This is a genomic window from Enterococcus silesiacus (assembly GCF_001886225.1).
Taxonomy (GTDB): Bacteria; Bacillota; Bacilli; order Lactobacillales; family Enterococcaceae; genus Enterococcus_L; species Enterococcus_L silesiacus.
In genome coordinates, this window is record NZ_JXLC01000012.1 from 73,485 (window position 1) to 85,700 (window position 12,216).

The 12,216-nt window shown below is 36.5% G+C and carries 13 protein-coding genes and 1 other RNA gene; 6 read left to right on the forward strand and 8 right to left on the reverse strand.

Annotation, left to right across the window (positions count from 1 at the left end):
- The first annotated feature begins 216 nt into the window (after nt 1–216).
- The 4 genes from RV15_RS09730 to RV15_RS09745 all read left to right on the forward strand — a co-directional run bounded on the left by RV15_RS09730 (nt 217) and on the right by RV15_RS09745 (nt 4,620).
- On the forward strand, nt 217–1,449 hold the full coding sequence (locus RV15_RS09730) for an SPFH domain-containing protein (protein WP_071877862.1): 1,233 nt from the start codon (nt 217–219) through the stop codon (nt 1,447–1,449).
- Nucleotides 1,450–1,571: 122 nt separating this feature from the next.
- Nucleotides 1,572–2,744, forward strand: coding sequence for a TFIIB-type zinc ribbon-containing protein (locus tag RV15_RS09735; protein WP_071877863.1), 1,173 nt, complete (start codon nt 1,572–1,574; stop codon nt 2,742–2,744).
- Nucleotides 2,741–3,547: a TPM domain-containing protein gene (locus RV15_RS09740; protein WP_071877864.1), complete on the forward strand. Its 807-nt coding sequence runs from the start codon at nt 2,741–2,743 to the stop codon at nt 3,545–3,547. Before RV15_RS09735 ends, RV15_RS09740 begins: the two co-directional genes overlap by 4 nt.
- A gap of 524 nt (nt 3,548–4,071) precedes the next feature.
- Nucleotides 4,072–4,620, forward strand: a complete 549-nt coding sequence (locus RV15_RS09745; protein WP_071877865.1) for a DUF5067 domain-containing protein — start codon at nt 4,072–4,074, stop codon at nt 4,618–4,620.
- A 95-nt stretch (nt 4,621–4,715) separates the two neighbouring features.
- Here the strand turns inward: RV15_RS09745 and RV15_RS09750 are convergent, their stop codons facing one another.
- The 4 genes from RV15_RS09750 to tadA form a co-directional block, all read right to left on the reverse strand.
- Nucleotides 4,716–5,012: a putative quinol monooxygenase gene (locus tag RV15_RS09750; protein WP_071877866.1), complete on the reverse strand. Its 297-nt coding sequence runs from the start codon at nt 5,010–5,012 to the stop codon at nt 4,716–4,718.
- Nucleotides 5,013–5,210: 198 nt separating this feature from the next.
- The gene (locus RV15_RS09755) at nt 5,211–5,495 is read right to left on the reverse strand and encodes a hypothetical protein (protein ID WP_245791321.1); all 285 of its coding nucleotides are present in this window, start codon (nt 5,493–5,495) and stop codon (nt 5,211–5,213) included.
- Nucleotides 5,496–5,624: 129 nt separating this feature from the next.
- Nucleotides 5,625–5,709, reverse strand: an RNA gene (ffs, locus tag RV15_RS09760) — signal recognition particle sRNA small type.
- Nucleotides 5,710–5,749: 40 nt separating this feature from the next.
- The gene (gene tadA, locus RV15_RS09765) at nt 5,750–6,250 is read right to left on the reverse strand and encodes a tRNA adenosine(34) deaminase TadA (RefSeq protein ID WP_071877893.1); all 501 of its coding nucleotides are present in this window, start codon (nt 6,248–6,250) and stop codon (nt 5,750–5,752) included.
- Between the two features lie 81 nt (nt 6,251–6,331).
- On the opposite strand from tadA, the gene RV15_RS09770 reads away from it, so the two are divergent.
- On the forward strand, nt 6,332–7,186 hold the full coding sequence (locus tag RV15_RS09770; protein WP_071877867.1) for a helix-turn-helix domain-containing protein: 855 nt from the start codon (nt 6,332–6,334) through the stop codon (nt 7,184–7,186).
- 78 nt (nt 7,187–7,264) lie between these two features.
- On the opposite strand, the gene RV15_RS09775 is transcribed toward RV15_RS09770, so the two are convergent.
- Nucleotides 7,265–7,600: a hypothetical protein gene (locus tag RV15_RS09775; RefSeq protein ID WP_071877868.1), complete on the reverse strand. Its 336-nt coding sequence runs from the start codon at nt 7,598–7,600 to the stop codon at nt 7,265–7,267.
- 82 nt (nt 7,601–7,682) lie between these two features.
- The gene (locus tag RV15_RS09780; protein WP_071877869.1) at nt 7,683–8,387 is read right to left on the reverse strand and encodes a zinc metallopeptidase; all 705 of its coding nucleotides are present in this window, start codon (nt 8,385–8,387) and stop codon (nt 7,683–7,685) included.
- Between the two features lie 183 nt (nt 8,388–8,570).
- Between RV15_RS09780 and RV15_RS09785 the strand changes: the two genes are divergently transcribed.
- Nucleotides 8,571–8,930 carry a YxeA family protein gene (locus RV15_RS09785; RefSeq protein WP_071877870.1) on the forward strand — a complete coding sequence of 120 codons (360 nt, stop codon included), beginning with the start codon at nt 8,571–8,573 and terminating at the stop codon, nt 8,928–8,930.
- Nucleotides 8,931–9,049: 119 nt separating this feature from the next.
- On the opposite strand, the gene RV15_RS09790 is transcribed toward RV15_RS09785, so the two are convergent.
- Together RV15_RS09790 and treP are read right to left on the reverse strand one after the other, a co-directional pair.
- Nucleotides 9,050–10,054 (reverse strand): nucleoid-associated protein, encoded by a 1,005-nt coding sequence (locus RV15_RS09790; protein WP_071877871.1) that lies wholly within the window; start codon nt 10,052–10,054, stop codon nt 9,050–9,052.
- 531 nt (nt 10,055–10,585) lie between these two features.
- The gene (treP, locus tag RV15_RS09795; RefSeq protein ID WP_071877872.1) at nt 10,586–12,052 is read right to left on the reverse strand and encodes a PTS system trehalose-specific EIIBC component; all 1,467 of its coding nucleotides are present in this window, start codon (nt 12,050–12,052) and stop codon (nt 10,586–10,588) included.
- Between the last annotated feature and the right edge of the window lie 164 nt (nt 12,053–12,216).

The following is a 12,216-nucleotide window of genomic DNA, read 5'->3' on the forward strand; positions in this document are numbered from 1 at the left end:
AAAATGTTAGCTTTAGCAAAAAAATAAACATTAACTTGTCCGTTTTAGTTGATCCTTTTTTCATTCTATAATCGATCTCTAACAGTATTTTTCTGACACCGACCTATGGTATACTGTTGTTACTAACTACTTTTTTATCTAGCTATGCAGGCTATTTCAAATTTTCTGTCAGAACTTAACATCCCTGCTATGCTTTTAATTTTAGGAGGAATTCAAATGGGCATTATTAAAGCAGCAACAAGTACAATCGGCGGTGGATTAGCCGACCAATGGCTCGAAGTTATCGAACCAGACAATATGGGCGACACAACCGTTATGACAAAAGGGGTTTTTGTTCGCAAGAATGACAAACGCGGCTCAAATCGTAAAGGAACTCAGGATGTTTTAACTGATGGTTCTGTTATCCATGTCTACCCAAATATGATGATGATTCTAGTTGATGGTGGCAAAATCATTGACTATACAGCTGAAGAAGGCTACTACACAGTTAAAAATGATTCCGCGCCTTCTGCATTTAACGGATCATTAAAAGATGCAATTTCTGAAACATTTGACCGCTTCAAATTTGGCGGCGTAACACCGCAAAAACAGCAAGTTTTTTATATCAATTTACAAGAAATCAAGGGAATCAAATTTGGGACGTCATCGCCGATCAATTATTTTGATAATTTTTACAATGCAGAACTATTTTTGCGGGCTCATGGTAACTATTCAATCAAAATCACGGATCCATTGTTATTCTTTTCAAATGCAATCCCTAGAAATAAATCTCAAGTCGATATCAATGATATCAACGAACAATATTTAGCAGAATTCTTAAGTGCTTTACAATCTGTAATCAATAAAATGTCGGCAGATGGCGAACGTATCTCTTATGTTCCGTCTAAAAGCCTAGAATTAAGTAAGTATATGGGACAAGCATTAGATGATGAATGGCGTGAATTACGCGGTATGGAAATCGTCTCTGTGGCTGTCGCTAGCATCTCTTATACTGATGATTCTACTAAATTAATCAATATGCGCAATCAAGGTGCTATGCTTAGTGACGCTAGTATTCGTGAAGGGTATGTCCAAGGATCGATGGCACGCGGTATGGAAGCTGCTGGAAATAATGAGGGCGGTGCAATGAACGGCTTTATGGGCGTTGGTATGGGCATGAACACTAGTGGCAATTATTTTGCTCAAGCCTCTCAAACGAATCAGCAACAAATGCAAGAAAAACAAAATCAACAAAATGCTCAAGGGGCAACTGATACCTGGACTTGTCCGCAGTGCGGAACTGAAAACAGCGGTAAATTCTGTTCAAATTGCGGAACACCTAAACCAACAAATGAAAAACCAAAATTAGAAATGAAATGCAGCGAATGCAGTGAAATCGTTGATTTGTCAAATGGAATTCCAAAATTCTGTCCACATTGTGGCAAACCTTTCCAAGGAATTCCTTTATAATCCAAAGGGATTAGGGCTGGGCGACCGTGTCTTGCCCTTTTTCCATCTATTATTGTAAAACCGAAACACTAAAGAAGCACTCATCGATAATTTTAATTCTCTACTCAAAGAAAGGAACGATCATGACAGATACATTTACACACAAATGTCCAAACTGCGGTGGTCCGCTGTTATTTGATCCTAAAGATCAAAAATTCCACTGTGAATACTGTTTAAGTATCTATACAGAAGATGAAGTCACCACTTATGAAAAAGCACAAAGAGAAGCACATTTAGAAGCTGACTCTGCTCAAACATCTGAGCCAGAACTAACCTTTTCAGCTGAATCACAAGTTGATGACATGACTCCTGAAGAAACAGCTGCCTTTAAAGAAGCTAGCGGAACTGACACTATGTCTGAGGATAATTTAGAAGGCGCCATGGAATTATTCGATTGCCCAAGCTGTGGTGCCCAGATTGTCACTGAAGCAACAACAGCCGCTACTTATTGTTATTATTGTCACAATCCAGTAGTTTTATCAGGACGCTTGAGTGGCCATTTCCTCCCTGAAAAGGTTTTACCTTTTGCAATCGAAAAAGAGGAGGCTGTCGAAAAGTTTTTAGCTTGGACCAAGAAAAAATGGTTTATCCCAAAAGACTTTTTCAATAAAGAACAGATTGATAAAATGACCGGTGTTTATTTCCCTTATTGGGTCGTAGATGCTGAAATCGATGGTCAAATGCATGGGATGGGGACAACGATTCGTGTATGGCGAATTGGTGACCTTGAATATACTGAAACAAAACAATTCGATGTTGAACGACAAGGAAAAATTTCATTTAAAGAATTGATCAAAAATGCCCTTTCTAAAAACGTCCAACAGAAAATGGTTGAAGCAGTTCAGCCCTTTTTATTAGATAAAGCCGTTTCTTTTAAGAGCCAATATTTAGCAGGATTTCAAGCTGAAAAACGTGATATTGAATATGAGGCGATCCAAAAAGCCATTCAAGGTGAGTTAAAAGACTACTCTGAATCCTTATTACGCGACACAGCTTCTGGTTATACCACATTAACAAAATTACGAACAGATATTTCTTTGGACAGTGAAGAAAATCACTATATGTTACTACCGATTTGGGTGGTGACCTATCGAAGCCATGAACAATCTAAAAAAGTGTACTACTATGCCATGAATGGCCAAACTGGAAAAGTTAGTGGTATTTTACCTGTGAGTTATAAACGTTTAGGCTTATTTACGTTTGGTATTTTTGCCGCAATCTTAGCTATTTTTCTGATTGGAGGCTGGTTCATATGAGAAAAATCAGTTTTAGTTTTTTGGCTATTCTTTTTCTACTCTTTGGCTTCACGGTAAATGTGCAGGCAGCACAAGATTCGATTGATGATCAAGCCTCACTATTCACTTTGGAAGAAGTCGCTCAACTCAAAGAGACAATCGCACCCATCGAAGCAAAAACGAAAGCACGTGTTTTTATCGTGACAAATACAGATAACGATATGGACTCCGCCAGATTTGCAGATTATTACATGCTGGACCGCATCGGAAAAAATGAAAATGGCATTACATTTTATCTGGATATGGCTCAAAGAAAATTTATTATTTCTACTTCTGGAAATATGATTGATTATTTGACTGATAAAAGAATTGAGCAAAGCTTGGATGCTATCGAACCTAGTATGATCGCTGGAAATTACTTTCAAGCGACTCAAATTTTTCTAGAAAAAACTAGCTATTACTTTGATCAAGGTGTCTCTGGTGGGCACTATCGAGTTGATACTGAAACTGGAAAAATTACACGCTACAAATCCCTGACTACAACTGAAATCGTTATTGCTTTTGTAGCGGCAATCGTGTTAAGCGGGATTTTCTTTGCTGTAAGTATTTCGAAATACCAGTTAAAATTTGGCACCTATAAATACCCATTTAGGGAAAAATCTAGCCTCAATTTAACTCGGCGAAATGATGTTTTAGTTAATTCATTTGTTACGACTCGCCGCATTCCTAGGAATAATTCTAGTGGTGGTGGAGGCTCTGGCGGTGGCAGCAGTACTCATTCCACTGGTGGCGGAACATTTGGCGGTGGCGGTCGTAGTTTCTAATTCCACATAAAAAAAGGAAAGACTCGTATTTTTACGACGGGCTTTCCTTTTTTATTTTAGATTTTATTGAACGTCTTTAACACATACGCTTCTGCTTCTTTACTCCAAATACCCGCTGTTTTTTTAATAATTTCAGCCAATTATGGATCATACTCTTCCATCTCCGTTAATGGAACTAGATTGGAAGAATCTTTTTTTAATTCCGCTTATAATAGCAAATAACTGGTGACAAAATTTTGTCCATTAGTTACACTTTCAACTAGGGTTTCAGAAGTGAAATCCCACAACGTTTGCTAGCCAGTTTAACTCCAAATCACTGAATATTTTGCTCATTTGGACCACCTCAATGCGAGGAAAAAATAAAACAGGCTTTTTTCAACAAAATTATCTGAAACAACAAATGTCATCTTGTTATTTAGTGAGATACAAGGTAGTATATAGACAAGTAACCCTGATAAAACAATTTAGCTGCTATTTAGCTTGGGTCTTCTATAACTATTATTTTATAAAGCGAGGAACTATTGATGAAAAAAATACTACTAAGTTTAGGTTTATTAACGGTATGTGGCTTAACATTAGCTGCTTGTAGCGACAACAGTAATTCGGCAGATAGTAAAAAAGCGGATAGTACCGCAACATCAAAAAAAAAATCTGAAGATGTTTACTTTAAAGATGACACGTTGAAAATTGATATGGCGACACTCAAGATCCTTTCTACCGAAGTGTTACCCGCCGATGAAAGCCTATTTAGAGAAAAACCTCAACTAGCAATTACTTACGAAGTCACAAACGATAGCCAGGAGCCAATTTCTGCTTCTACTGTTTGGATTGCTTGTATGGGCTTGACGCAAGAGGCTCAAGATACCATCAATAAATTAAACGTTGGGATGACACCGCAAGATGAAAAATTTACGGAATACACAGAACATCAACTGGATGATATCAAACCCGGTGGTACAGCAAAAGCCATCATCTCTTATGACTTAGATGATACCGAAACTCCTGTTATTTTAAAAGCAAATCAAGGGATGGCCGGAAAAGAACTTGGAGAGAAAACAATTAACTTAAAATAAACGTCGATGTTACGGTACCAACTTAAAAATCGGCACAACAATCACTACATCCATGATTGTTATGCCGATTTTTTATATGTTCAAAAAAATAATCTTTAGACATCGCTTAAAAAGGGCTTCATTCGCAAAAATGTGTTTTCTTCTCGAATAAATTGATTGATTTGTGGTACTAATCTTTTAAAGTGCTCTGATTCAACATGGTTGTTCAAAGCCTCCTCATCTGGCCATTCTTCAATGAAAATAAAATGACCAGGATCCGTTTGATCAATGAATAAATCGTATGCGATACATTGTGGTTCATTTTTAGTTTTTTCTACTAATTCTTTATATAAAGGCATTACTTTTGAAATGTATTCCACTTTAATATAATCTTCCGCAATCAATTTTAGCACCTGATTTTCCCCTACTTTCTTCAATAATGATTTTTGAGTAAAATGAAAAATTTTAGTAACCTTGTTCTATTACCTATTCAATCAAACGTATGAACGCTTTCATTCGTGTTTGTATACAAATAAATAGTTTTCAAATATAAAGCCTGATAAACAGTTGGAGCAGAAGCAGCTCCTTTAGAGTTACTTCTGCTCTCAACCTTATTCAGGTGTCCCAATCAAAGCAATATAGCTATCTATGTTAACGATGCGCATGTGTTTTACGTCAAATTGACCTCTACTATTATAGTTTCCTTTTACCTCGATTTCATATTGGTGCATCGGTAACGATAAAACGTACTTGGCAAATGGTTTATTTCTGATTACACAATTAATACAGATATCATTTTCCCAAATTAACATTCCCGTTATAGCATACGGCTTTTCTTTAAACACCTTGATATGGGTTAGTAATCCTATGTGAGTATCCATATCTTTATGATACACGAATTTTTTTCAATGTCTACTCTCATGTTTCTACAAATTCATATTACAGCCTAAATCTAAATACTTTTTCTATCTCTTTTGCTATTTTAAGCAAAATAAAAAGGCCTAGCAGCCTTGGCAACTCAGTTATTCAATTCAGACACATGGCGGCACCTACTTAGTGCTGCTTCCTTCCGGATCTGACACGCTTCGTAAGCCCACCATTGTCCTAGCCTTTCGGCAAGATTTAGTATACCGCATTTTTTGCCACTTGGCTAGTCTTTCTTTTGTTTTTTTAAAACTTTCTTCTCATCCCGAAGTTTTCGGAAGAAATTTGAGAGCAACGTACCGCATTCCTGTTCCAAAATGCCAGATTCTACATATGCTACGTGATTGAAACGCTCATCTTTCAATAAATTCATCAGTGTTCCAGCTGTGCCGCCTTTTGGATCTTTCGCTCCATAATAAACCTCATTGACTCTAGACAGGATCATCGCACCACTACACATCGGGCATGGCTCTAATGTGACAAACAATTGCGCTCTTTCTAAACGCCAATTTTCAATAGTCGCACAGGCTTGTTTGATCGCAAACATTTCAGCGTGTGCTGTTGCATCTTGGCTTTGCTCCCTGAGGTTGTGTCCGCGGCCAATAATTTTCCCGTCTAAAACAACGATTGCCCCAATCGGCACTTCTTTGATTGCTTCAGCTTTTTTAGCTTCGTTAACAGCCTCCAGCATAAACGCTTCTTTTTCTTCTATAGTTAGATTACTCATCTTTTCATTCAAGCGATTTCCGCCTCTCGTTCTTTATCCTTTTGTCTTATTCATGGTACAATAAACAAGTGAGGTGTGTCTATGACTATTGAAGAATTAATCAAATTATATCCTACTGGAAAAGTCCAACAAACAAAAGCAGGCAATAACGCTCTTTCATTGCCGATCGCTGGAAGTTATTTTATTATTGCAAAAGACTCATTAAAAGAAACTGAAATTCGTTTGTTACAACAACTATTCCCTGAGAAAAAATATCCTATCAATCAAAACAAACATCCTTGGTTTGATTACTTGTTCAATCAAGCAGCTATCGACATTGAAGGAACATTCCGTATCCTGCAGTTTCAACTCAAAAAACCAAAGGAATTTTTACAAACAGAATGGGAAAATAGCATCAAGGAAATTTTCCCAGAGCTCTGCGACTTCTTTTTTATCAGCGAAAATGATGGCGCTTTAATCGAGCGCTATAGCAAAAATCATTATGCATTAGAAGAGTTGGAAAGTATTTTTTTGACATTGGATGCAGATTTTGATTCTTCCACAGTCGTTTTTGTTGGCAGTTTTTTTCCTGTTAATGAACTTTTATATAAACTCTTTCAAGAAGAGCAGCAGATTTTTAAAACAGAGGCAGATACTCTTCGTGGTAAATCAACTTTTTCGCTAACAGATGTTGCCTTACATTATTTTACAAAAGATGCTATGGAAAAAAGTTTGATCATTCAAACATTTGGCAAACAGCTCATTTTAACAAATGAAATACAAAAGATCATCCTTTCTCTTTGGCGTAATCAGGGAAATATTAGCTCAGCGGCTAAAGATTTATACATGCACCGCAATACACTTCATTATCGTTTGGAGAAATTTTACGAACAAACCGGTCTCTCCTTAAAACGGATGGACGATCTTGTATTTTGTTATTTACTGATCACGAAATAAAAAAAGGGGCTAAGACACAACTCTTCGAGTTATGTCTTAGCCCCTTAAAAGTCGAATATTCATAGTAAGGACTACATTTTACATCATTTCTTCAACAAAACTAGCTAAACGATCTTTTAAATTTTCAGTATTGTCTTTCAAAGATTCCCCATAAGAGGAGATTTTTTTTCTGCCATCTTTGACTTTACCTAAAACGTTCATCATAGAATCAAGCTCGTCATCAGATAAATCATCAACAATTCCAAGTAATTTTTCATTACCGCCAAATTTATCATTTACGAATTTTTTCGCTTTAAAACGATTTGATACATGATAAACCTTTTTAACGATTTTCTCAGACGCAATGACTGCTACTGAAACGCTTGCCACCGCAGCAATACTTAAACCAATACTAATTTTTGTAGATGTTTTCATTCTTTTCAGCCTCCTCATATTATCTAATCTTATGATACCATACTCTTAAAAATTGAGGTAATAAAACAAAAGCTCAAGGTTTTTAATCCCGGCGATTATTGCCACCAAATAAAATAATTAAACGAAGTAATTGTAAAAATGTAGCCAAAGCTGCTGCGACATACGTCAACGCTGCTGCAAATAAAACTTTTCTGGCCATCGGTACTTCTTCTTCTGTCAAAATATTGCCGTCTGACAAAATTTTCAATGCTCTCCGTGACGCATTGAACTCCACTGGTAGAGTCACTAATTGGAACAGCAACGCCAATGAAAAAGCTAATATGCCAATATTGATCAATGTTTGGTTCCAGCTAAGTAGCACACCGACTAAAATAATCGGAAATGACAACGCAGAGCCAAAATTAGCGACAGGAACGATCGCCGCTCTAATTTTTAAAGGGCTATATCCAGTATGATCTTGAACTGCATGTCCACACTCATGTGCAGCAACGCCAATAGCTGCAACGGATGTCGACTGCGCTGTTGCTTCTGATAAACTCAGCATCTTATTGCCAGAATTATAATTATCAGTCAAATCACCAGCAATTTGCTGAACGCCAACGTTGTTGATCTGTTCTTTTTCCAATATATATTGGGCTGCTTTTGTCCCTGTCACATTGTTGCGACTTTGAATTTTGTCATATTTTTTAAAGGTGCTATTTACATAAGCAGATGCTGCTAATGAAATCAACAACCCCGCAATTACTAAAATGTATGTTGGATCGAATACTGCATAAAAAGGCATCATTTTCTCTTCCCCCTATTCTTTTCTATATTGTATCATGAGTTTCTAAAAAAAGTATAACTATAACTTGACGATTTTATGAACTCTAACAAATGTTCCTTCTAACAAAACTGTCACATTATTTTAAGTTATTTCAATGGCATCTGTATTAAAAAAAAGGCATACTATATTTAAGAGGTGATGATATTGAAAAAACTATTGCTTTTGATTTTGCCATTCGTACTTTTAACAGCAGGTATTTTGTTTGGTTATAATTACTACTTCGGCGGCAAAGATTTCTATACTCGAGTCGGTGAACCAACCGAAATAAAAACGGGCATATTTTCAAATGGTGAAAAATACACGGAATACGACTATAAACAAGCCGTTTTTAATAAAAAAGGGGAAAAAGATATTCAAATACTGAGAGAAATTAGAGCTAACCCTCTACGAATTAATGCGTATTTAAAATTAAAAATAAATCCGAGAAAAGGCGTACTCAGTTGGGAAGAAATCCCTGAAAAAGAGATTCCTAAAAAAGCCCTCGAACAGCTAACCGGTCAATAATATAACATAAAGAGCCTCAAACAAAACCGATGTTTAGTTTTGTTTGAGGCTCTTTGATTCAGTGAAAAATAACTTTTCCACTCTAATTCTCATGCTTACATCATTTTATTTTTTTGTGTTTACAACTGATTGCTGATTTTTTCAATATTTTTCAATACAATAGAAACTGTGCCATCTGGATTATTAACAAATTCGATTAGATCTCCATTGCGATAAACTTCAAGCGGTACAATCAACTCAATACCATTGCTCATTTTTAATTTTTGTTTACCAAATTTTTTCTCTGAAATTTCTCTTGCTTCACGAACTGGCGGTGTTTTATCAACAAATTTTGATTCATTGACCTCTTCTTGATACGCCATCCGTGCTGAAACATTTTCCTTAAAAACCAGTTCAGCGACTTGTTCATTATCAATCGTTCCAGTTTCCTCGATACTTTCATAAACCGCTTCTTTAACAGAAGCAATTAGTTCAAACTCATCTTCATTGAACTTTTTACCGATGCGTTTCACTGCTTTTTTGATTTCTTTCATGTTTTCTTCAATAGAAGGAGCCGGCTGTGACTCAATCACTTTTTCAGAAAAATACCAGACTTTTTCCCCAGAGAACTCATAGCGTTTTTCTAACAACTCATACGCTAATGTATCTAAATTAACCGTCATTCCTTCATCTGGTTTTTGTGATTTAGACGGCAGAATTGCCCGATTGATGATCAGCTTATTGTAGACTGCATCCTCTTCATAGTCCACATAATGTGTGTAGCTTTCTTTGTAATTCAACTTAATCATTGCTAAATGCATCACTGTATCTAGCTCATACAAAATAAAAAGAACATCCGCACTCGGCGCATCCTCACTACCTGAATAAACATCATACCAATGCTGAGCTAATTGCTGACTTTTTTGAACAAAGTCATTGGGAATCCCACGCATCTTATCAACAAATGCGCTTTCTTCCGCTAAAATACCTGTTTTAGTTTGCGCAGTCGAGAGCTTTGTAATTTTGCTTGTAAGATAAACACGAATATACTCAGTTGTTAAATCTAGCTCTTTCGCCGAAAACACTGGCGTTCCAGTTTCACGATCAATAATGTGTAAAATTGCACTTTTTAAATAAATATCCATCTATCATTCTCCCTTTTCTTAAACCCTATTTAGTCTACCCGAAAGAACCAAAAAAGCCAACTATTATTATTATCATAAAAGCGGTATGAACCGATCAGCTCTTATGAAAATTAGGAAGCTGAATGTGGAATGCTTTTTATTCCATATGAAGTTTATCTATTTTCCTGAAGAGTTGGTTCATGTAGCTAGATCATAAAAGCGTAATGAACCGATCAGCTCTTATGAAAATTAGGAAGCTGAATGTGGAATGCTTTTTATTCCATATGAAGTTTATCTATTTTCCTGAAGAGTTGGTTCATGTAGCTAGATCATAAAAGCGTAATGAACCGATCAGCTCTTATGAAAATTAGGAAGCTGAATGTGGAATGCTTTTTATTCCATATGAAGTTTATCTATTTTCCTGAAGAGTTGGTTCATGTAGCTAGATCATAAGAAGCGGTATGAACTGATCAGCTCTCTTAAAATTACTTTGTGCAGCAAAAAAAACAAGGCCAACAGTTACTGCCTTGTTTTAGTGAATTTTTATCCTTCTTAGTTTTCTTCAACAAATAATTTTCCAGTTGCTTCATCAACAGGATCAAGCTTATTGAAAATCCCTTTTGTTCTGAAGATGTACGTTAAAATAAATGGCACAATAACGGCTATCAACATCGCTCCGAAAAACGGTAGATAATATTGGGGAACAATAGATAAAATCCCCGGCAAGCCGCCAACACCAATGCTGATTGCTTTGACATCAAATAGTGTCGCGAATAATCCAGCACATGCTGAACCGATCATCCCTGCAACAAACGGGTAGATATACTTCAAGTTGATACCAAACATCGCAGGTTCGGTTACACCTAAGTAACAAGAAATCATTGCTGGAATGGAGACTTGCTCTTCCTCTTTATTTCCTCTATGCATAAAGACAACAGCTAGAACAGCCGATCCTTGCGCAATATTAGACAATGCAATCATCGGCCACAGATTAGTGGAATGGAAATCAGCAATCAATTGTAGGTCGATTGCATTAGTCATATGATGCAGACCAGTAATAACTAGTGGTGCGTACATAAAACCGAACACTGCTCCAAACAACCAATTTAGTGAAGAGGTTAAACCAGCATTGACAATATCTGATATCCAGCTGCCGATCGTCCAGCCAATTGGTCCTAAGATCACGTGAGCAGCAATCACAGTTGGCACTAAAGCGAATAGTGGAACAAAAATCATCGAGACCGCTTGCGGTATTACTTTTCTGAAAAAGATTTCTAAATATGCTAGTAAAAACCCTGCCAGCATTGCCGGAATAACTTGTGCTTGATAGCCAATCATATTCACTTGAGCAAAACCAAAATCCCAAAACGGAATATCAGCTGCAGCTGTACTCGCTACAGAATAAGCATTTAATAATTGCGGTGATACTAATGTGATCCCTAAAACAATACCAAGAATTTGTGTTGTGCCCATTTTTTTAGTGATACTCCAAGTAATACCTACTGGTAAAAACTGGAAGATAGCTTCACCGATTAACCATAAAAATGAGTTCACGCCATTCCAAAATTGAGAGACTTCAACAATTTTTTGTCCATCCAAAAAGCCAAATGGGATCCCTTCCAATACATTGCGGAACCCTAAGATCAACCCACCAATTACTAATGCGGGAATCAACGGTGTAAAAATCTCTGCTAACACCGAAATTGCACGTTGGACAGGGTTTAAATTTTGTTTGGCCGCAGCTTTCCCTTGCTCTTTGGAAACGCCTTCAAGTCCAGATATAGCAGAAAACTCGTTATAAAATTGTGGTACTTCATTTCCTATAATGACTTGAAATTGCCCAGCATTTGTAAACGTCCCTTTGACAGAAGGAATTTTCTCAATCGCTGCAGTATCAGCTTTATTTGGATCATTAAGTACAAAGCGCATTCGCGTTGCACAATGTGAAACTGCTGCAATATTTTCTTTTCCTCCTACATCCTCTAACAGTTTTTTTGCATCTTCTTGAAACTTACCCATTTCCTTTGCTCCTCTCAAGTAACTTGTATATACAATTTATCTGTATTTGTATAATACTTTATTATTCGATTTTTTACAAGCGTTTTCTTTTTAAACAATAAATTTCTTTTACGCTATGGTTTCGCTCAACCAAAAACACTTTTTCAAATTAGTGGCATTTATTC